This window comes from Azospirillum thermophilum, assembly GCF_003130795.1.
Lineage (GTDB): Bacteria > Pseudomonadota > Alphaproteobacteria > Azospirillales > Azospirillaceae > Azospirillum > Azospirillum thermophilum.
On sequence record NZ_CP029353.1, the window covers coordinates 1721872 to 1740837 of the forward strand.

Annotated in this window: 20 protein-coding genes; 7 read left to right on the top strand and 13 right to left on the bottom strand. The window is 72.1% G+C overall.

What is annotated here, in order from left to right; translation table 11 throughout:
* Positions 1–202 precede the first annotated feature (202 nt).
* Genes DEW08_RS14395 through DEW08_RS14405 form a run of 3 tightly spaced genes read right to left on the bottom strand, consistent with a single transcriptional unit; the run spans position 203 to position 1329 of the window.
* The gene (locus tag DEW08_RS14395; protein ID WP_109328184.1) at positions 203–637 is read right to left on the bottom strand and encodes a GFA family protein; all 435 of its coding nucleotides are present in this window, start codon (positions 635–637) and stop codon (positions 203–205) included.
* On the bottom strand, positions 634–1113 hold the full coding sequence (locus DEW08_RS14400) for a GFA family protein (protein ID WP_109328186.1): 480 nt from the start codon (positions 1111–1113) through the stop codon (positions 634–636). Before DEW08_RS14400 ends, DEW08_RS14395 begins: the two co-directional genes overlap by 4 nt.
* A gap of 3 nt (positions 1114–1116) precedes the next feature.
* Positions 1117–1329 (bottom strand): DUF1127 domain-containing protein, encoded by a 213-nt coding sequence (locus tag DEW08_RS14405; protein ID WP_109328188.1) that lies wholly within the window; start codon positions 1327–1329, stop codon positions 1117–1119.
* 172 nt (positions 1330–1501) lie between these two features.
* Between DEW08_RS14405 and DEW08_RS14410 the strand changes: the two genes are divergently transcribed.
* The 4 genes from DEW08_RS14410 to plsY are packed head-to-tail and all read left to right on the top strand — an operon-like array spanning position 1502 to position 5293.
* A complete protein-coding gene (locus DEW08_RS14410; RefSeq protein WP_109328190.1) occupies positions 1502–2389 on the top strand; it encodes a transcriptional regulator GcvA in 888 nt (295 codons plus the stop codon).
* A 39-nt stretch (positions 2390–2428) separates the two neighbouring features.
* Positions 2429–3391, top strand: coding sequence for an aspartate carbamoyltransferase catalytic subunit (locus tag DEW08_RS14415; protein ID WP_109328193.1), 963 nt, complete (start codon positions 2429–2431; stop codon positions 3389–3391).
* 1 nt (position 3392) lies between these two features.
* Positions 3393–4688, top strand: coding sequence for a dihydroorotase (locus tag DEW08_RS14420; protein WP_109328195.1), 1296 nt, complete (start codon positions 3393–3395; stop codon positions 4686–4688).
* Positions 4685–5293: a glycerol-3-phosphate 1-O-acyltransferase PlsY gene (plsY, locus tag DEW08_RS14425; protein WP_425429121.1), complete on the top strand. Its 609-nt coding sequence runs from the start codon at positions 4685–4687 to the stop codon at positions 5291–5293. The genes DEW08_RS14420 and plsY overlap by 4 nt, the downstream gene beginning before the upstream one ends.
* Positions 5294–5395: 102 nt before the next feature.
* Here plsY and DEW08_RS14430 read toward each other — a convergent pair whose 3' ends face one another.
* From DEW08_RS14430 to egtB, 3 genes are all read right to left on the bottom strand, one after another.
* Complete coding sequence (locus tag DEW08_RS14430; RefSeq protein ID WP_109328199.1) at positions 5396–5857, bottom strand: hemerythrin domain-containing protein; 462 nt, start codon at positions 5855–5857, stop codon at positions 5396–5398.
* Positions 5858–5919: 62 nt separating this feature from the next.
* Positions 5920–6921, bottom strand: coding sequence for an L-histidine N(alpha)-methyltransferase (egtD, locus tag DEW08_RS14435; protein ID WP_109328201.1), 1002 nt, complete (start codon positions 6919–6921; stop codon positions 5920–5922).
* The gene (gene egtB / locus DEW08_RS14440; RefSeq protein WP_109328203.1) at positions 6921–8216 is read right to left on the bottom strand and encodes an ergothioneine biosynthesis protein EgtB; all 1296 of its coding nucleotides are present in this window, start codon (positions 8214–8216) and stop codon (positions 6921–6923) included. The genes egtD and egtB overlap by 1 nt, the downstream gene beginning before the upstream one ends.
* Positions 8217–8445: 229 nt before the next feature.
* Between egtB and DEW08_RS14445 the strand changes: the two genes are divergently transcribed.
* Complete coding sequence (locus DEW08_RS14445) at positions 8446–9612, top strand: SDR family oxidoreductase (protein WP_109328205.1); 1167 nt, start codon at positions 8446–8448, stop codon at positions 9610–9612.
* Between the two features lie 42 nt (positions 9613–9654).
* Here the strand turns inward: DEW08_RS14445 and DEW08_RS14450 are convergent, their stop codons facing one another.
* The 5 genes from DEW08_RS14450 to DEW08_RS14470 all read right to left on the bottom strand — a co-directional run bounded on the left by DEW08_RS14450 (position 9655) and on the right by DEW08_RS14470 (position 15227).
* Positions 9655–12423, bottom strand: a complete 2769-nt coding sequence (locus DEW08_RS14450; RefSeq protein ID WP_109328207.1) for a bifunctional diguanylate cyclase/phosphodiesterase — start codon at positions 12421–12423, stop codon at positions 9655–9657.
* Positions 12423–12929: a hypothetical protein gene (locus DEW08_RS14455; protein WP_109328209.1), complete on the bottom strand. Its 507-nt coding sequence runs from the start codon at positions 12927–12929 to the stop codon at positions 12423–12425. The genes DEW08_RS14450 and DEW08_RS14455 overlap by 1 nt, the downstream gene beginning before the upstream one ends.
* 152 nt (positions 12930–13081) lie before the next feature.
* Positions 13082–13972 carry a ribose-phosphate diphosphokinase gene (prs, locus tag DEW08_RS14460; protein ID WP_109328211.1) on the bottom strand — a complete coding sequence of 297 codons (891 nt, stop codon included), beginning with the start codon at positions 13970–13972 and terminating at the stop codon, positions 13082–13084.
* 135 nt (positions 13973–14107) lie between these two features.
* Positions 14108–14734 (bottom strand): hypothetical protein, encoded by a 627-nt coding sequence (locus tag DEW08_RS14465; protein ID WP_109328213.1) that lies wholly within the window; start codon positions 14732–14734, stop codon positions 14108–14110.
* 127 nt (positions 14735–14861) lie between these two features.
* Positions 14862–15227, bottom strand: a complete 366-nt coding sequence (locus DEW08_RS14470; RefSeq protein WP_109328215.1) for a hypothetical protein — start codon at positions 15225–15227, stop codon at positions 14862–14864.
* A gap of 145 nt (positions 15228–15372) precedes the next feature.
* On the opposite strand from DEW08_RS14470, the gene DEW08_RS14475 reads away from it, so the two are divergent.
* Together DEW08_RS14475 and DEW08_RS14480 are read left to right on the top strand one after the other, a co-directional pair.
* Complete coding sequence (locus DEW08_RS14475; protein WP_109328218.1) at positions 15373–16401, top strand: magnesium and cobalt transport protein CorA; 1029 nt, start codon at positions 15373–15375, stop codon at positions 16399–16401.
* Complete coding sequence (locus DEW08_RS14480; RefSeq protein WP_245986273.1) at positions 16398–16850, top strand: hypothetical protein; 453 nt, start codon at positions 16398–16400, stop codon at positions 16848–16850. The genes DEW08_RS14475 and DEW08_RS14480 overlap by 4 nt, the downstream gene beginning before the upstream one ends.
* Before the next feature lie 34 nt (positions 16851–16884).
* Here DEW08_RS14480 and DEW08_RS14485 read toward each other — a convergent pair whose 3' ends face one another.
* Positions 16885–18018, bottom strand: a complete 1134-nt coding sequence (locus DEW08_RS14485; protein WP_245986275.1) for a LysM peptidoglycan-binding domain-containing protein — start codon at positions 18016–18018, stop codon at positions 16885–16887.
* A 120-nt stretch (positions 18019–18138) separates the two neighbouring features.
* Complete coding sequence (locus DEW08_RS14490) at positions 18139–18957, bottom strand: cytochrome c (RefSeq protein ID WP_109328220.1); 819 nt, start codon at positions 18955–18957, stop codon at positions 18139–18141.
* Between the last annotated feature and the right edge of the window lie 9 nt (positions 18958–18966).

An 18966-nucleotide genomic window follows, 5' to 3' on the forward strand; every position in this document is an offset into this window, starting at 1 on the left:
GACCCCGGAGCTGGTGGGATGACGGCAGCAACCTGCAAATCATTCGCACTTTCATAGCCCCAGTCAACCGCCGGAGTCGCGCGACCTGCACGCATGGCTGCGGTCGATGCGCGTGAAGCATGGCAGATGCGAGCAAGGCGGAACGCCGGTCACGGCTGTTCCCGGACCGGCATCGGCGACTCGCGGAGCGAAGGCCGGGGCGTCAGGCCGGCGGCGTCTCCCCCGGCCCATTCGCCGGGTACTGCGGCAGGTCGTCGGTGATCTCGTAATAGTCGCCCTTGCTGGCGACGAAGGTATGGCTCAGCGTCCTGAGGCCGGTCGGCTGGTCGAGGCACCCGGCGGCGATTTCGAGCTCCCCGCTGCCCTCCCCGCGCCAGAACAGCGACGACCCGCAGGTACGGCAGAAGCCGCGGCGGCCGACGGCGGAGGAGTGGTACCAGGCGAGCGAGTCGCCCGCGGTGATGGCGACGCTGTCCCCCGGCACCACGATGTAGGCGCCGACATGGCCATGGAAGCGCCGGCACTGGCCGCAATGGCAGGTCGACACCCCCGGCGGCCTGTGCGGGACGGTGAAGCGGACGGCGCCGCACAGGCAGCCGCCGCCGAGGGAGGCATCGTCGACGGGAGCGCCGGTCATGACGCTTCTCCCGCCGGTCCGGCGATCTGCGGCGACCGGGAGTCGCGGCTGTGCCGGGGCAGGCCATCCGTGCCCAACGTCTCGTAGTCGGCCTTGAACTCCACCCAGATATGGCGCTCGGCGGACAGGCTGGTCGGCTGGTCGAGGCTGCCGGCGGTGAGATCGATCCCGTCGCTCGACCGCCGGTCCCAGAACAGCCCACCGCCGCAGCGGGCGCAGAAGCCGCGGCGGATGCCCTGGGACGAGTCGTACCAAGCGAGCGTGTCGGCCCCCAGCAGCCGGAAGGCGGTGCGCGGCACCTGGACATAGGCGCCGGCGAGGCCGTGCTGGCGGCGGCACTGTCCGCAATGGCAATAGGTGACCGGGGACGGCCGGGCGGAAACTTCATAGCGGACGCTGCCGCACGCACAGCCGCCGGTCCAGACCGTCCGCTCCACCCCGCGGGCGTCCCCCCCGCTATCCCCGTGATCGGTCATGATTCACCCCTTCCAGAACGGCTTCTCCGCCTCAAAGGTAGCGTCCAGGCGGCTGACGCCAATATCGGCCAGAAGATGGTCCGGCAGGGCCTCCAGCGCGCGCCGCTGGCGCCGCCGCTCGCGCCAGAGGAGGATCGTGTCGAGGATGCGGGTGACGAGGCCGGCGGACGGATGGCCGCCGCGGATGGAAATGCCGGTGTCCAGGCCCTGTGCCATGGCTGGGTCTCCTTCTCTGGATCATCAGGTGGATCGGGGATCGCTGTCCGGCCGGAAGCTTCGTCCTGCAGGGAACAGTGGACCACCCGAACCTTGCGGACAAACGACGGTTTCTCATATGTTCGATTAGGAAAACTTATCCGAAACCGCTCGCGCGGGAGTCCCCCGGCCCATGTTCCGCCGCCTGCCGCCGCTGAATGCGCTGCGCACCTTCGAGGCCGCCGCCCGCCACCTGTCCTTCACCCGGGCGGCGGAGGAGCTGCACGTCACCCAGGCGGCGGTCAGCCACCAGATCAAGGCGCTGGAGGAATGGCTGGGCATGCCGCTGTTCCGCCGGATGAACCGCGCGCTGGTGCTGACCGAGGCCGGGCAGGCCTATCTGGCGCCGGTCGCGGAGTCGCTCGACACGCTGGCGCAGGCGACCGACCGGCTGTTCCGCAAGGACGGCAGCGGCGCGCTGACCATCAGCACCATGCCGAGCTTCGCCGCCAAGTGGCTGGTCCTGCGGCTGCCCCGCTTCCAGGCCGAGCATCCCGAGCTCGACGTGCGGCTGCAGAGCACGGCGCAGCTCGTCGACTTCACCCGGCAGGACGTCGACGTCGCCATCCGCTTCGGGCGCGGCGACTGGCCCGGGCTTAAGGCCGAGCGGCTGCTGACGGAGGAGGTGTTCGCCGTCTGCAGCCCGGCGCTGCGCGACGGCGACCCGCCGATCCGCCGGCCGGAGGATCTGCGCCACCACACGCTGCTGCACGACGACTATCGCATCTCCTGGGCGATCTGGTGCGAGGCGGCGGGGGTCGGGATGGACGTGACCCGCGGCGTACGGTTCGACGATTCGTCGCTGACCCTGCAGGCGGCGATCACCGGCGGCGGGGTGGCGCTGGCGCGCGGGGCGCTGGTGGCCGACGACCTCGCCGCCGGCCGGCTGGTGCGGCTGTTCGACATCGCCCTGCCCGGCGACCTCGCCTACTGGCTGGTGGCGCCGCCGCACTATTTCCAGCGGCCCAAGGTGCGCGTCTTCCGCGACTGGCTGTTCCGGGAAGCGGGAGCGTCTGCGTGACCTTGCGGGCGGAAAGGCCCGCTCCTATAGTCGCGGCTCATGAGCGCGATCCCGTCCCATGACCAGCTCTTCCCACACCGCCACCTACTCGGAATCGAGGGGCTGCGGGCCGGGGAGATCACCCAGATCCTCGACCTCGCCGACAGCTACGTGGACCAGAACCGCCAGCCGGTGAAGAAGTCCTCGCTGCTCGCCGGCCGGACCCAGGTGAACCTGTTCTTCGAGAACTCCACCCGCACCCGCACCAGCTTCGAGCTGGCGGGCAAGCGGCTGGGCGCCGACGTCATCAACATGTCGTCCGACGGCAGCTCGGTGAAGAAGGGCGAGACGCTGATCGACACGGCGATGACGCTGAACGCCATGCACCTCGACGCGCTGGTGGTCCGCCATGCCGAGTCGGGGGCGGTGAAGCTGCTGGCCGACAAGGTCAACTGCTCGGTGATCAACGCCGGCGACGGCCACCACGAGCACCCCACCCAGGCGCTGCTCGACGCGCTGGCGATCCGCCGCCGGCTCGGCCGGCTGGACGGGCTGATCGTGGCGATCTGCGGCGACATCCTGCACAGCCGCGTCGCGCGCTCGAACATCCATCTTCTGAACGCCATGGGCGCGCGGGTGCGCTGCGTCGCCCCGCCCACGCTGCTGCCCTCGCAGATCGAGCGGCTGGGGGTGGAGGTGCACCACTCCATGAAGACCGGCCTGAAGGATGCCGACGTCGTCATGATGCTGCGCCTGCAGACCGAGCGGATGAGCGGCCAGTACGTCCCCTCGACGCGCGAGTACTTCTACTTCTACGGCCTCGACTACGAGAAGCTGGAGGTGGCGAAGCCGGACGCGGTGATCATGCATCCCGGTCCGATGAACCGCGGCGTCGAAATCGACTCGGAGGTCGCCGACGACCTCAAGCGCTCCATGATCCTCGACCAGGTGGAACTGGGCGTGGCCGTCCGCATGGCCGTGCTCGACCTGCTGACCCGCGACCGCCGGGGGACCAATGCCTGACATGACCGCCCGCGTTGCGTACGTCAACGCCCGCCTGCTCGACCCCGCCACCGGCCTCGACCAGCGCGGCGCCCTGCTGACCGAAGGCGCGCGCATCGCCGACTTCGGCCCGTCGCTGTTCGGCGACGGCGTGCCGGAGGGGATCGAGGTGGTCGACCTCGGCGGCGCGGCGCTCGCCCCCGGCCTCGTCGACATGCGCGTCCTGATCGGCGAGCCCGGCGAGGAGGAGAAGGACACCATCAAGAGCGCCTCGCGCGCCGCGGTGGCCGGCGGCATCACCGCCATGGTGCTGCTGCCCAACACCGACCCGGTGCTGGACGAGGTGGCGGGGCTGGAGTTCATCGCGCGGCGCGCCCGCGAGGTGAAGCTGGTCAAGGTCTTCGCCTATGCCGCCGCCACCCAGGGGGCGCGCGGCGACGAGATCACCGAGATGGGCCTGCTGGCCCGCGCCGGCGCCGTCGCCTTCACCGACGGCACGCGGGCGATCGCCAGCGCCAAGACGATGCGCCGGGCGCTGAGCTACGCCAGGACCTTCGACAAGCTGATCGTCCAGCATCCGGAGGAGCCGTCGCTGGCCTCGGGCGGCATGATGAACTCCGGGGAGATCGCCACCCGGCTCGGCCTCGTCGGCATCCCGCGCGAGGCCGAGATCATCATGATCGAGCGCGACCTGCGCCTGCTGGAGCTGAGCGGCGGCCGGCTGCACTTCGCCCATGTCACGACCTCGGAGTCGGTGGAGCTGATCCGCCGCGCCAAGGCCCGCGGCCTTCGGGTGACCTGCGACACCGCCCCGCATTACTTCGCCCTGACCGAGACGGACGTCGGCGACTACCGCACCTTCGCCAAGGTGTCGCCGCCGCTGCGCGGCGAGATGGACCGCCGCGCCATCGTCGAGGGACTGGCCGACGGCACCATCGACGCCATCGCGTCCGACCATGTGCCGCAGGACCAGGACCAGAAGCGCCTGCCCTTCGGCCAGGCCGCCTTCGGCGTCATCGGGCTGGAGACGCTGTTCCCGCTGACGCTGGAACTGGTCCACAAGGGCAAGCTGTCGCTGCTCGACGCGCTGGCCTGCGTCACGGTGAAGCCGGCGCGGATCCTCGACCTGCCGCTCGGCCGCATCGCCAAGGGGGCGCCGGCCGACCTCGTCGCCTTCGATCCGGAGGTGCCGTGGCGGGTGGACGTCGACCGCTTCAGGTCCAAGTCCAAGAACTCGCCCTTCGAGAACCGGCCGGTCCAGGGCCGCCCGCTGCGCACCGTCGTCGACGGCCGCACCGTCTGGCAGCACGAGGGCTGATCCCGGTGTTCGAGATCATCGCCTCGTCCGTCCTCGGCTACCTGCTGGGCTCCATCCCGTTCGGCCTCGTCCTGACCCGGCTGGCCGGGCTGGGCGACATCCGCAAGATCGGCTCCGGCAACATCGGCGCCACCAACGTGCTGCGCACCGGCAACAAGCCGCTGGCGCTGGCCACCCTGCTGCTCGACAGCGGCAAGGGCGCCATCGCCGCCCTGCTGGCGCTGGCCTGGGCAGGGCCGGAGGCGGCGGCCGTCGCCGCCGGCGGCGCCATGCTGGGCCACACCTTCCCGGTCTGGCTGGGCTTCAAGGGCGGCAAGGGCGTCGCCACGGCGCTCGGCGTGCTGCTGGCGATCTCCTGGCCGGTCGGCATCATCGCCTGCCTGACCTGGCTCGCCATGGCGCTGCTGTTCCGCATCTCGTCGCTGTCGGCGCTGACCGCGCTGGGACTGAGCCCGCTCGTCGGCTGGTACTTCGGCGGCGGGCTGGTCGCCGGCCTCTGCCTGTTCATCGCCGTGCTGGTCTTCATCCGGCACGACGCCAACATCCGCCGCCTGCTGAAGGGCGAGGAGCCGAAGATCACCCTGTCCAAGAAGACGGCGGCGTAACCGCCCCGTCCCGGAAAACGAAACGCCATGCCCGGAGGTCCGTCCGGGCATGGCGCAACAGTGGAATTGCGACGGGGCCGCGGCGGCCGGCCCCGGCGGACGTCACTTCGGCAGCGGGGCCAGCGCCGCCATGGCGTGGTCCTTGCGCTCCGCATAGAGGCTGCCGAGTTCACCGGCGCGGTCGTCGTCGAGATAGTCGCGCGCCTCCTCGAACAGCTCCTCCTCCTCTTCGTCCAGATGGTGGCGGACCAGTTCGCCCAGCACCTGCAGCTTGGCCGACCAGCCGGTGTCGCCGGTCTTCATCGCGTTCAGCTCGTCGAGCAGGGTGTTGATCAGGTGATGCTCGTTCAGCCCCTCCACCGTCTCCTCGCGCGCCTCCTTGGCCTTGGCGAGGGCGGCGTAGAAGACGCCCTCCTCGACCTTGGAATGGGCCCACAGCTCGCGCTGCAGATCCTCATAGACGGCACGGCCGCTGCCGTTCGCCGTCTCGGTCTTCTCCAGCAGGGCGCGGATGGTGTCGTGGTCCGCCTTGATGCGGGCGAAGATGTCGGTCTTGTCAGCCATCGGATCGTCCGGTCGTTGGAAATCGTTGCCAGGACAACCCGCCAGCCCCGCCGCTGTTCCCGTCAGCCGGGCCAGACCATCCAATGGAGGCTGAACAGCCCCTTCGGGTCGGTCCAGCTCCGCTCCGCCTGCCAGCCGGCGCGCGCGGCCAGACGGCGGAATCCGCCGACCGAATATTTGTAGGAATTCTCGGTATGGATGGTCTCGCCGCGGTGGAAGCGGAAGGCCCGGCCGCCGACGCGCACCGTCTGGTCGGCGAGGCTGACGAGATGCATCTCGATCCGGCCGCGCAGCTCGTTGTAGAGGGCGCGGTGGGCGAAGCGGGCGAGGTCGAAGGTGCCGTCCAGCTCCCGGTTGATGCGCGCCAGCAGGTTCAGGTTGAAGGCGGCGGTGATGCCGCGGGCGTCGTCATAGGCGGCCTCCAGCACCGCCTTGTCCTTGCGCAGGTCGACCCCGACCAGCAGCCGGACCCCGCGGCCGAGCCGCGTGCCGAGCCCGCGCAGGAAGCCGATCGCCTCGCCGGGCCGGAAATTGCCGATGGTCGAGCCGGGGAAGAAGACCACCGCCCGCTCCGCCGCCACGCCGGCCGGCAGGGCGAAGCCCTGGACATAGTCGGCCGCCACCGGGACCACCGTCACCGCCGGGTAGTCGCCGGCCAGCCGGGCGGCGGAGATCATCAGATGCTCGCGCGAGATGTCCACGGGGATGTAGAGCGCCGGCCGGTCGAAGGCGTCGAGCAGCAGCCGCACCTTCACGCTGGACCCGCTGCCGAGCTCGATCAGCGCCGCCGATCGCCCGGCCAGCGCCGCGATCTCCGCCGCGCGGGAGCGCAGCAGGGCCGTCTCTGTCCTGGTCGGGTAATATTCGTCGAGCGCGCAGATCGCGTCGAACAGCGCCGAGCCCTCGCGGTCATAGAAATACTTGCAGGGCAGGCTCTTGCGCGGGGCGGACAGGCCGGCGAAGACGTCCTCCAGAAAGCCGGACTCCTGCGTCTGCCGGGCACGGGCCGTCGCGGCGCCGCGGCTGCTCGTCCGCTCCTGGTGCTCCGGGTACAGTCCATCCATCACGCATCCTCCGCTAGGCGCACCCCGGCGAACATCCATCGCTGGTGCGGGTAGAAGAAGTTCCGGTAGCTGGCGCGCACATGTCCGTCCGGCGTCGCGCAGCAGCCGCCGCGCAGGACCATCTGGTTCGCCATGAACTTTCCGTTGTATTCGCCGACCGCGCCGGCGGCGGGACGGAAGCCGGGATAGGGGGAATAGGCGCTGGCGGTCCATTCCCACACGTCGCCGAACATCTGGCCCGGCCGGCCGTCCCGCCGCGCCGGTGCCGCCGCGGGACGCAGCAGGCCGCTGCCCAGCGTGTTGCCGGCCGGCTCCAGCCCCTCGGCCGCGACCTCCCACTCCGCCTCCAGCGGCAGGCGCTTGCCGGCCCAGCGGGCGAAGGCGTCCGCCTCGTAGAAGCTGACGTGGCAGACCGGCGCGTCGGGATCGAACGGCAGGTCGCCGGCCGGGGTGAATCCGGTCCAGCCATCGTCGCGGCGGCGCCAATAGGCCGGCGCCTGCCAGCCCTGGGCCTGCACCGCCGCCCAGCCGTCGGACAGCCAGAGGGACGGTTCGCCATAGCCGCCCGCCTCGATGAAGGCCAGCCATTCGCCGTTGGTGACGGGGCGGGAGAACAGGCGGAAGGGGCGCAGCAGCACCTCGTGCCGCGGCCCCTCGTTGTCGAAGGCGAAGCCGCCCCCGCAATGGCTGCCGTGATGGCTGCCGTCCCAGCCGATGGAGCGGATGCCGCCGTCGAAGGACAGCCAGCGGCCGGGGTCGGCCTCGCAGGGCGCCGGGCGGCGCATCGGTTTCCAGGCGGGGGCGAGCGGGTTCAGCGACAGCAGGTGGAGCAGATCCATGACGATCAGCTCCTGGTGCTGCTCCTCATGGGCGAGGCCGAGCGCCACCAGCGCCGCCGGTTCCTCCCGCCCCTGCGCCAGCAGGGCCGCCATCGCCTCGTCGACATGGCGGCGGTAGGCGATCACCTCCGCCACGCCGGGGCGGGTCAGCAGGCCGCGCATCGGCCGCGGATGCCGCGCGCCGACCGCCTCGTAATAGGAATTGAACAGATAGCCGAAGGAGGGGTGGAAGGGCCGGTAGCCGGGCAGGCCCGGCGTCAGCAGGAAGGTCTCGAAGAACCAGCTCGTATGCGCGAGGTGCCATTTGACGGGGCTGGCGTCGGGCATCGACTGGACCGTCATATCCTCCGCCGACAGCCCTTCGGCCAGCGCCATGGTCCCGGCGCGCACGCGGCTGTACCGCGCGGCCAGCCCTTCCCCCGGGTCCGGCAGCCGTGCCGTCGCTCCTCCCTGCATCGGCGCATTTCCCCTTTTTGCTTTCGTAGAACCTGTAAGTGGAGCGGATGCCGCCAGCGCCAACTGGACAAAAGTCAGTGCCCGCCCGGACAGCATCCGCGGATCGCCGCCCCGAATGGCCGCCCCGGCTCAACGCCTCGGGCCACGGTGGGGAAACGCTCGGGCGCCGATCCTGTTCACCTGCGCAATCCCCCTTTTCCGGGCCAACCCGACAAGAGGAGCGCCACGCATGCGCCTTACCCTGAAACCCATCGACGCCCAGACCATCGTCATCACCGGGGCGACCAGCGGCATCGGGCTCGCCACCGCCCGCATGGCGGCGCAGCGCGGAGCCAGGCTGGTGCTGACCGCCCGCGACCGCGACGCGCTGGGCCGGCTGTGCGAGGAGATCCGGGCGGACGGCGGCGACGCCGTCCATTGCGTCGCCGACGTGGCCGACCCGGCGGCCCTGAAGCAGGTCGCCGACCTCGCGGTCCGCACCCATGGCGGCATCGACTGCTGGGTGAACAATGCCGGCGTCTCGATCTACGGCCGGATCGAGGAGACGCCGGTCGAGGATCACCGCCGCCTGTTCGAGACCGACTACTGGGGCGTGGTCAACGGCAGCATCGCCGCCCTGCCGCATCTGCGCCGCAACGGCGGGGCGCTGATCAACGTCGGCAGCGCGCTGTCCGACCGCGCCATCCCGCTCCAGGGTCCCTACTCCGCCGCCAAGCATGCGGTGAAGGGCTTCACCGACGCGCTGCGCATGGAGCTGGAGGCCGACGACGCCCACATCTCCGTCACGCTGATCAAGCCGGCGGCCATCGACACGCTCTACGAGGAGCACGCCCGCAACCTGCTGGAGTCGGAGCCGCTGAACCCCGCCCCGGTCTATGCGCCGGAGCTGGTCGCCAAGGCCATCCTGCACGCGGCGGAGCATCCGGTGCGCGACCTCTATGTCGGCAGCGCCGCCAAGCTGTTCTCGCTGAGCGAGACCTTCATGCCGCGCCTCACCGACTATGCGATGGAACGGACGCTGACCCGCTGGCAGCGGGCGGGCGGGCCGAAGCGGCAGCGCGGCGACGCGCTCTACGGTCCGGCCGGCGATGGCCGCACCCGCGCCGGACGGCACCGCTTCGTGCGCGAGACCAGCCTCTATACCGAGGCGCAGATGCATCCCTGGATCAGCGCCGCGCTGGTCGCCGGCTTCGGCGTGCTGGCCGGCGCGGCGATCGCCCGCGGCTGGGTGCGCAGCGGGGAGCCCCGCCACACCTGGCACGAACCGCATCCCGACCGGGCGGTCGAACGCCGCCGCGGCGACGCCGACCTCGGCTATGGCCGGCGCACGCTGGGCCACAACGCCAAGCCGGCCTGGCTGGCGACCAGCGAGCGCGAAGTCACCTTCCGGGAGTGAGGGGCCGGCGACTGGGGGACCTGCGACTGGGGAGGCGGCCGGTCACGCCGCGTCGACGGGCTGCCGGGTCAGCAGGGGCTCCAACTCGTCGGCGGTGACCGGGCGGCTGTAGAGGAAGCCCTGGTAGCTCTCGCACCGCAACTCGCGCAGGACGGCGAGCTGCGCCTCGGTCTCCACCCCCTCGGCGATGACCGACAGGCCGAGATTGTGGCCGAGGCCGATGACGGCGCGCGGGACGGTGGAGTCGGCCCCCTGCCCCGTCAGGTCCTGGATGAAGGAGCGGTCGATCTTCAGCTTGTCGATCGGAAAGCGGTGCAGGTAGCTGAGCGACGAGTAGCCGGTGCCGAAATCGTCCAGCGCCACCTGCACCCCCCGCTCCTTCAGCGCCTGCAGCGTGGCGACGGCGCCCGGCACGTCGTCGATGAGCGTGCTCTCGGTCACCTCGACCTCCAGCTCCGGCCCGCGCAGGCCGTTGGCGTCGAGCGCGCGCGACACCTTGGCGGGAAGCTGCCCGTCGCGGAACTGGGCGCCCGACACGTTCACCGCGATGGGGATCGTCAGGTTCAGCTTGGTCCGCCAGCGGCGGATCTGGCTGCAGGCCTCGTAGAGCACCCAGTCGCCCAGCGCCACGATCAGCCCGGTCTCCTCGGCGATCGGCAGGAAACGGTCGGGCAGGATCAGCCCGTCATGCGGATGGCGCCAGCGCACCAGCGCCTCCACCCCGATCAGCCGGCCGTCGGAGATGCGCACCTGCGGCTGGAAGACCAGGAACAGCTCGCCGCCGCGGATCGCGCGCCGCAGGCTCGCCTCCAGATCCATGCGCTCGCGCGAGCGGGCGCCCATCTCCTTGGTGACGAAGCGGTAGGCGTTCCGGCCGCCGTCCTTGGCATGGTACATCGCGATGTCGGCGCAGCGGATCATGCCTTCCGGATCGTCGGCGTCGTCCGGGAACAGGCTGATGCCGATGCTGGGCGACACGACGAAGCTCTGGCCGCCCACCGCGAAGGGGCTGGCGAGATGGGCCACCACCTTCTCCGCCACGGCGGCGGCGTCGGCAGCCTCCGCAAGGCCCGGCAGCACGATCAGGAACTCGTCGCCGCCCAGCCGGCCGACCGTGTCCGATTCCCGCAGCCCGGCCTGCAGCCGCCGCGCGACCGAGCGCAGCACCTCGTCGCCGAAGGAATGGCCGAGGCTGTCGTTGATCACCTTGAAGCGGTCGAGGTCGATGAACAGCAGGGCGACCTTGGTGCCCTCGCGCCGCGCCTGCTTCAGCGCCTGCCCGATGCGGTCGAACAGCAGGACGCGGTTCGGCAGGCCGGTCAGCGCATCGAAATGGGCGAGATACTGGATGTGCTGCTCCGCCCGGCGCTTCTCGCCGATGTCCTCGACGAAGGCCAGGACGAACAGCAGCCCGCCGTCCATCGTCACCGGCTGGAGATGGATGCTGAAATGGCCGCGCCGGCCGCCCGACAGCAGGACCTGGTCGATCTCCAGCTTGCCGCTGCGCCCGCCGATCGCCTCCTCGACGGCGCCGACCAGCCCGACGTCGCCGGCGCGCAGCCGGACGTCCACCCCGATCAGGTCGTCCTGCTGGGCGCCGACCATCCGGGCGAAGGCCGGGTTGCAGTCGACGATCAGCCCGTCGCCGCCGATCAGCGCCACGCCGAGCGGCGCCTGATGGAAGAGCTGCTGGCGCTCCGCCTCCTGCCGGCGCAGCGAGGCGGTGATCTCCTCCGCCATGACCAGCGCCCGGCTGCGCGTGGTGATCAGCGCCCACAGCAGGGTGAAGAGGAAGCCGCTGACCGCCAGCCCGATCGCCAGGACCAGCATCGGGACCCAGCGGTGGAAACCGTCCCCCGGATCGCCGTGCGATTCGTAGCGCACCGTCCAGACCCGGCCGCCGACCGCCACCTCCCGCACCAGGCGGAACGCCGCCTGCTCCCCGCCCGGCCGGTGGCTGCGGTAGAGGGGGAACTCCGCCTCCTCCGCCGGCCCGTCGAAGAACTCCACCGACAGGTCGCCGGCCGCGCCGACCACGCCCTCGACCAGCGGGCCGAAGCGGACGGGGGTCAGCACCGCGCCGGAAAAGGCCGCCCGCCGCTCCTCGACCGAGCGGGGCACCGCCGGTCCCCGGTAGGTCGCCTGGAAGATGATGAAGGCGGGCTGGGCGCCGCTCGTCTCGTCGATCTTCAGGGTGATGGCGCGGGTGACCGTCGGCTCGCCGGTGTCGCGCGCCCGCTCGATCGCGGCGCGGCGGACCGGCTCCGACAGGAAGTCGAAGCCGAGGGCGCGCTCGTTCGCCGGGTTCGCCGGGGCGGTGAAATAGTTGACCACCCGCAGCGGGCCGCCCGTCTCGGGCCACACCCGGAAGCCGGTGGCGCCGCCCAGCCGCGCCTCGGCCACCACCTGCGCCGTCGCCTGGACCGGGAAGGCGCGGGCCCAGGCGACCGCGGCGATGCCGGGAAAGCCGCTTTCGAGCTGCATGCCGTCGACGAAGCGGAACCAGTCCGCCCGGTCGACCCCCGGCACCGCGGCCATCATGGCGGCGGCGGTGCGCGCCACCTGTTCGTAGGCCCGGAGCTGGTTGCCGATCCGGACATGCAGGTCCTCGGCCCGATGGGCGAAGCGGTGGTTGGCGTCCATCGCCACCGTGCGCAGCGTGAACTGCCAGGCGACGACCGTCAGCAGCAGGGACCCGACCAGGACCAGCCAGGGGATGCGCCGCGCCGCGCGGGACGCCGCCGCGCCGCCGGTCCCGCGGGGCCGGTGCGCGCTCGACCCGCCGTCCGGAGGCTGGGGGGCCGCCGCCATCAGAATTCTTCCAGGATCTTGGGACTCTTGACCAGGAGAGTCTCGATCATCTCCAGGATCTTCTCGATCTTGGAGCGGGTGGCGTCCAGCTCGTCGGCGGTCTTGTCGTCGATGCCCGCCTCCATCAGCATCATGTCGAAGGCCGCCAGCGTCTCGCGGAAGGCCTTCTGCTCCGCCAGCAGCACGTCGTAGGCGCCGAGCGAGCTGGTCAGCGCCAGCGGCGGGTCGCTGATGAAGGCGTAGCTGATGTCGGTGAAGATCGCGATGTCGCCCAGCTTCTGCCGGATCACCCACTGCGAGAAGTTCTCCGGCAGCTCCTGGCCCGTCTCCGGGATCCGCTCCTGGATGGAGAAGATCAGTCCCTGGATATCGAGGTGCGCGTTGCGGATCTCGCGGAAACGCGGGAACGTCTTCGGCGTGCCGGCATCGCGCTGGCGGGCCAGCGCCGCGATGTCCTCGGTCAGCTTGCGGGCCATCCGAATGACGATATCGGTGACCTTTCCCATCCGGTGCCTCCACGCCCCCCGGTGACCGACGATCGGGCTACCACGCCCGAGGTACCAGGGATTTGCCGGAAGCTTACACCAAACCGCCACCCATAGTCAGCCCGTCGCAGCCGGGACCGGCCGCCGCATGCCCGTGACATGCGGCGGCTCCGTCACAGCCCGGCGAGCGCGCCGGCGATCAGCTCGGCCAGGGGCAGGGCGTTGGTGGGATGCGGGACGCCGTCGCAGGAGAGCGGCACCCCCAGACCCTCCGCCTCGAAGCGGCGGGAGATCTCCCCGCCGAACAGGGCATGGACGCCGAAGACGCGGACGGAGGCCGCCCCCATGGCCCGCGCCGCCCGGGCGCAGGAGAAGATCGTCTCGCCGGAGCTGATGACGTCGTCCACGATCACCACCGGCCGGCCGGCCAGCGGCGCGTCCTCCGGCAGGGCGACGGTCACGTCGCGGTCGCCGCGCCGCACCTTGCGGCCGACGACGGGCAGCAGGCCGAGCGGGCGGGCAACCCCCTCGACCAGCGGTGCGGCCTCCTCGTCGGGGCCGATCACCACCGCGTCGGCCGGCACGCCCTCCGCCCGCAGCCGGGCGGCGATCGGGCCGGCGCCGCTCAACGCGACCGCGGGGCGGCCGATGAAGACCGACTCCAGGGTCGGCGTGCGGTGCAGGTGCGGCTCGACGCAGACGAAGCTGTCGAAACAGCGGCCCAGCAGGTCGCCGATGACGGTCTGGCTCACCGGCTCGCCCGGCCGGAAGACGGCATCCTGGCGCATGTAGGCCATGTAGGGGGCGACGAGGCACAGCTCCGCCGCTCCCTGGCGGCGCAGGACGGAGGCGGCGAGCGTCAGCTCCACCAGCTTGTCGTTCGGCCGGTCGAGCGAGCGGTAGACGATGGCGCGCTCCACCGGCTGCGGCAGCCGGACGAGGCTCTCCCCGTCGGGGAAGCGGTGCAGGTCGGCGATGTGGCAAGGGATGCCCAGGACCTGGGCGAGACGCTGCGCCGGCTCCGCCGACTCCGGAAACCCGTAGACGCCCGTAAAGCGGGCCATTCCCCCACTCCCTCATCCATTGGGGGACGGGGGCGCACCCCGAGGGGAGGCGCCCCCGCCCCATGCGCGCCAGCTTGGCCGGCCCGTGCGGGCCGCGTCAACCGGCGCGAGCGCCTAGCCGGGGTGTCGGAATGGTCATCCCTTTCGCGGTGGGGGGCCGCCCTGCGGCGCCGGCCCGGCGGTGGAGGCGAGGTACTGGGCGGCGGCGCGGACCAGGAATTCCGCCACCGCGAGGTCGCCCAGGTCGCGGTCGGCCCCGCCCAGCGTGTGGCGCTGCTCCGCATCGATCAGGCCGCAGGCGATCACCTGGGCCGTCAGCCAGGCGCGGTGTTCCGCCTGCGGCACCGCGGCCATCCGTCCCAGCAGGTCCGAACAGGCGGGGTCGATCGCCGCGAGGCCCGGACGGTCCGCCAGCACATAGGCGCCCTCGTTCGGCGGCGGCGGCGCGCCGGTGTAGCCGCGCGCCAGCAGCGCCGTCTCCAGCGCCAGCCGGAAGGCGGTGTGGCGCGGCCGGGCGCGGCGGCGCAGGCGCAGCGTCATCATGGTGAAGAGCTGGGCCACCGCCTCCGCCTGATCGGCCGGCACCTGGTCGAGGATGTCGATGATCTCGGCGGTGACGGCGTTGCGCGGCCGCGGCCGGCCCGGCCGCACCACGGAGGTGGCGAAGACGGCGATCAATGTGCGCAACGCATCCACCTGCTCGTCTGCGGTGATGCGGCCGACGTTGCCGGGATCGAAGGGGGGCGATTGGGGGGAGGGCATCGGTGCGGCGCTCCGGAAAAGGCGGCCTCTTCCCGAGATGGGCAGGGCGGCGGCGGGGCGGAAGCCTCCCTCCCCTCCCGGCTACGCCCGTCCGCGCCGGGAACTCCGCCGGCCGCCGCCGCCCCGGTCAGTTGGCGCCGGGCGCGTCGCTGTCGAGCGGGCGCCAGGACTCGCCCGACAGGGACCCCGGATAGGCGCTGCTCGCCGGGTTGCCCCGCCGCGACATCGCCTCCGTCCGGTTGTTGGCCGGCGACGCCGCCTGTCCCGTGCTGCGCGAGGCCGGGGCGGAGGAGCCCGACGCGGAGGAGCCGTCCGGCGCCCCCGTGCCGCCGGCCGTCGCTCCGCTGCCCTGCCCGCTGCCCTGCCCGCCGGTCTGGCCGCCGGTCTGCCCGCCGGCCTGGCCTTCCGGCGCCCCGCCGAGCCCGCCCATGTCGCTGCAGGCGCCCAGCCCGAGCAGGGCCAGCGCCGCCACCGCCGTGATCCCGTAGCGCATCGTTCCCGTCCCTTTCCTTATCGTCGCGGTCGTGCTTCGACCCTGTGCCGCCCCAACAGCGGCGCCGGGCGGTCGTCGCGCGACCATCGACGGAAGGCCGCGGCCCGTCCTAAAGTGCGCGACCCAACGACCTGCCGCGCTCCGAATGACCGACCAGCCCTCCCCCCATTCCCCGCACGGGTCCGTGCGCAACGTCATCGTCGCCAGCGCCGCCTATTGCGACGGCCGCCGGGTCGCCGACGTGCCGATCGCCGAGGCCGGGCGCTGGGCCGCGACCGAGGGGCACTTCGTCTGGATCGGCCTGCTGGAGCCGGACGAGGCGCTGCTGATGGAGGTGAAGAACCAGTTCGGCCTGCACGAGCTGGCGGTGGAGGACGCGCTGCACGCCCACCAGCGCCCGAAGCTGGACGTCTATGGCGACAGCCTCTTCATGGTGCTGCGCACGGCCCGCCTGGGCGAGGAGCCGCTGGACGGGGGACGGCTGGTGCTGGGCGAGACGCATGTCTTCGCCGGCCCCGGCTATGTCGTCACGGTGCGGCACGGCGCCTCCACCTCCTATTCGCCGGTGCGGGCGCGGTGCGAGAGCACGCCCAGGCTGCTGCGCCACGGCGAGGACTTCGTCGTCTATGCCGTGATGGACTATGTGGTGGACTGCTACGGCCCGGTGCTGGACGAGATGGCCGCGGTGATCGACGGCATGGAGGACACGCTGCTCGTCCGCCAGCCGACGATGGCGGAGGTCGAGCGGGTCCACCAGCTCCGCCGCGACCTGGAGCGGCTGCGCCGCGCCGCCTCGCCGCTGCTGGAGGTGTGCTCGCGGCTGGAGCGGTTCGAGCTGCCGATCATCGACGCGGAGATGCGGCCCTATTACCGCGACGTGCAGGACCACGTCATCCGCGTGAACGAGCAGATCGGCTCGCTGCGCGAGTTCTTGTCCTTCACCTTCGAGACGAGCATGGTTCTGGCCGCCGCGCGGCAGAACGACGTGACGCGCCGGCTCGCCGCCTGGGCCGCCATCCTGGCGGTGCCGACGGCGATCGCCGGGCTCTACGGCATGAATTTCGAGCATATGCCGGAGCTGCACTGGCGCTACGGCTATCCGGCGGTGCTGGTGCTGATCGCGGTGGTGTGCGGCACGCTGTACCGCCGCTTCCGCAAGATCGGCTGGCTGTGACGCCCCTGGGCCGCACCGGCCGGATCAATCTCTTCACCTGGGTGAGCGACGCGATGAAGGACCCGAAGGAAACGCTGCACCATCTGCTCGACTCCTACCTGCGCTGCCCGACCGAGGGGGCGCGCATGGACCTGGAACAGGCCTTGCGGAGCTATCAGACCGACTGGATCCGCGCCCGCGCCGGCAGCGACGCCCCCGCCGCCGAGCCGGCCCGGGGGGCGCGACCGGCGGCGAAACCGAAGTTCCCCATCGCCGCCGCCGACCTGGAGGTGCTGCGGCGGATGGCGGACGGCTGGACGCCGACCATCGGCGAGGTGACGCGCTGGGCCTGGTTCGAGAACCGCGAGCTGGTCGAGCTGCAGCCCAACCCGGAGGGCAGCGGGCCGGAGGTCATGCGCCTCGCCCCGGCGGGCTGGGCCGCCGTCGGCCGGACGCCGCCGCAGGGCTGACGCCCAGGCGGACCGGCGCGGGCGGGCCGGCGGCTCAGTTCGTCGCCGGCAGGGCGAAGATCTGGCCGGGATAGATCAGGTCGGGGTCTCGGATCTGGCTGCGGTTCGCCTGGTAGATCGTCGTGTAGAGCACCCCGTCGCCGTAGGTGCGGCGGGCGATGCGCCACAGGCTGTTGCCCGGCTGGACCACCACGCTCTTGCCGTCGGTCAGGCTGGCGGCGAGGGCCGCAGGAACGGCGGTGACCTGTACGGGAAGCTCGATCCGCGCCGTGACCTTGCCGGCCTCGCCGAGCTGGTCGGCGCGCAGGGTGTAGAGGCCGGGATCGATGACCCGTTCCGGGCTGAGACGCCAGCGGCCCTTTGGATCGCTGTAGGCGCGTCCGACCAGGATGTTGTCGAGATAGAGCTGCACCGTGGCCCCGGGCCGCGCCTGCCCGCCGAGCGCCACGCGGCCCGCGGCGTCGTAGTCCATGGTTTCCACCGAGACGCCGCCCGGCGGCACCGGCGCGCCCTGCTCCGCCCCGGCCGGGACCGGCGGCGCCTGCAGGAGGGAGCTGCCGCCCATGGCGACGCCCGCCCCCGGCGGCGGCGGGTCGCGCGGCACCGCGACGGCGAGCGCGCCCGTCGTCCCCGCGGCGGCGGTGCCGGCGGCGGGCCGGTCCGGCACCACGGCGACGACCAGCCTGTCGGCGGCGAGCGTCTGTCCGTCGGTCCGGGTCTCGCTCAGCGACAGCTCGCGCGTGCCCGGCGCCAGCGGATCGTCCGGCAGGAGAACCCATTCGCCGCGCGCATCGGCCTTGGCGGTGCCGAGGACCCGCGCGCCGTCGCGCACCGTGACCGAGGAGCCCGGCGCCGCCCGCCCGGCGATGACGGCCGATCCGTCCGGCGCGATCCGCACCACGTCGAAGGAGGGACCGGCGGGCGGCTGCGCCGCGGGGGACGCCGGCTGCGATGCCGCGGCCTGGGCGGGCGCGGAGCCGGCGGAGGGCGGCTGGAGGGGCGGCTGGGAGGCCGGCCGGGAAGCAGCGGCGCCGGCGGCCGGTCCGGCGGCGCCGTCCGGCATCGCCGCCGGTCGCTGCCACAGGGCATAGCCGGCGCCTGCGGCGATCGCCGCCGCCGCCAGGCCGCCCAACAGGATGTTGCGCTTCACCGTCGCACCCGCCGTCACGGTCCTACCCTGCCTTGCCGCCGGAGAAATCCCGGCGGCGTCAACTGTACCAGAAGGAGGTGCGCCGACAGAACAGCCGCATCGGGCTGAATGGGCAGCCCCAAAGAACGCGGACCGTCCTCACTCCTTCGGCGGCACGCTCAGCAGGTAGGCGGCGATGGCCGAGCGGTCCTCCGCCGTCAGCTTGGAGGTCGAATTGCGGATCACCTCGCCCATCGCGCCGCCCGCCACGTCGCCGTCCGGCGTCAGGCCGAGTTCGAGCAGCAGCGTGATGTCGCCGGGCGTCCAGTCGCCGATCCCCTCGGTCTTGTGCGCGGTGATGTTGGGCACCTCGTCGCCGTCCGGCCCCTCGGGGTTGCCGGCGAGATAGCGGTCGGCGTCGAGCCCGCCGAGCAGCGTGCGCGGGCTGTGGCATTCGGCGCAGTGGCCCAGCGCGTCGACCAGATAGCGGCCGCGGTTCCATTCCGGCGGCTTGCCGGGATCGTCCGGCACCGGGCCGGGGGTCAGGTACATCGCCTGCCAGACCGGGACGAGGAAGCGCCAGGAGAAGGGCGGCCAGACGTCGTGCGCCTTGTTCACCGCTTCGGACGGCGGCTGGGCGAACAGATAGGCCTTGAGGTCCAGCAGGTCGCGGTCGGTCATCCGCGTGTAGCTGGCATAGGGGAAGACCGGGAAGAGCGAGGCGCCGTCCGGCCGCTTGCCCTTGCGGAAGGCGCGGATGAAGTCGGCGTCCGTCCAGCGGCCGATGCCGCGTTCGGGATGCGGCGTGATGTTGGGCGAATAGAAGGTGCCGAAGGGCGTCGCCAGCCCCCGCCCGCCGGCCAGCGGCGTCCCGCCGTTCTTCTCGTCCGTATGGCAGCCGAGGCAGCCGGCGGCGCGGAACAGGTAGGCGCCGCGGCCGACCGGATCGCCGGACCGCGGATCCGCAGCCACCGGCACGGCCGGCTC

What these genes read in the sequence shown, in the direction of transcription:
- DEW08_RS14395 (WP_109328184.1), bottom strand. Translation starts at nt 637, where the DNA reads ATGACCGGCGCTCCCGTCGACGATGCCTCCCTCGGCGGCGGCTGCCTG.
- DEW08_RS14400 (WP_109328186.1), bottom strand. Translation starts at nt 1,113, where the DNA reads ATGACCGATCACGGGGATAGCGGGGGGGACGCCCGCGGGGTGGAGCGG.
- DEW08_RS14405 (WP_109328188.1), bottom strand. Translation starts at nt 1,329, where the DNA reads ATGGCACAGGGCCTGGACACCGGCATTTCCATCCGCGGCGGCCATCCG.
- DEW08_RS14410 (WP_109328190.1), top strand. Translation starts at nt 1,502, where the DNA reads ATGTTCCGCCGCCTGCCGCCGCTGAATGCGCTGCGCACCTTCGAGGCC.
- DEW08_RS14415 (WP_109328193.1), top strand. Translation starts at nt 2,429, where the DNA reads ATGAGCGCGATCCCGTCCCATGACCAGCTCTTCCCACACCGCCACCTA.
- DEW08_RS14420 (WP_109328195.1), top strand. Translation starts at nt 3,393, where the DNA reads ATGACCGCCCGCGTTGCGTACGTCAACGCCCGCCTGCTCGACCCCGCC.
- DEW08_RS14430 (WP_109328199.1), bottom strand. Translation starts at nt 5,857, where the DNA reads ATGGCTGACAAGACCGACATCTTCGCCCGCATCAAGGCGGACCACGAC.
- egtD (WP_109328201.1), bottom strand. Translation starts at nt 6,921, where the DNA reads ATGGATGGACTGTACCCGGAGCACCAGGAGCGGACGAGCAGCCGCGGC.
- egtB (WP_109328203.1), bottom strand. Translation starts at nt 8,216, where the DNA reads ATGCAGGGAGGAGCGACGGCACGGCTGCCGGACCCGGGGGAAGGGCTG.
- DEW08_RS14445 (WP_109328205.1), top strand. Translation starts at nt 8,446, where the DNA reads ATGCGCCTTACCCTGAAACCCATCGACGCCCAGACCATCGTCATCACC.
- DEW08_RS14450 (WP_109328207.1), bottom strand. Translation starts at nt 12,423, where the DNA reads ATGGCGGCGGCCCCCCAGCCTCCGGACGGCGGGTCGAGCGCGCACCGG.
- DEW08_RS14455 (WP_109328209.1), bottom strand. Translation starts at nt 12,929, where the DNA reads ATGGGAAAGGTCACCGATATCGTCATTCGGATGGCCCGCAAGCTGACC.
- prs (WP_109328211.1), bottom strand. Translation starts at nt 13,972, where the DNA reads ATGGCCCGCTTTACGGGCGTCTACGGGTTTCCGGAGTCGGCGGAGCCG.
- DEW08_RS14465 (WP_109328213.1), bottom strand. Translation starts at nt 14,734, where the DNA reads ATGCCCTCCCCCCAATCGCCCCCCTTCGATCCCGGCAACGTCGGCCGC.
- DEW08_RS14470 (WP_109328215.1), bottom strand. Translation starts at nt 15,227, where the DNA reads ATGCGCTACGGGATCACGGCGGTGGCGGCGCTGGCCCTGCTCGGGCTG.
- DEW08_RS14475 (WP_109328218.1), top strand. Translation starts at nt 15,373, where the DNA reads ATGACCGACCAGCCCTCCCCCCATTCCCCGCACGGGTCCGTGCGCAAC.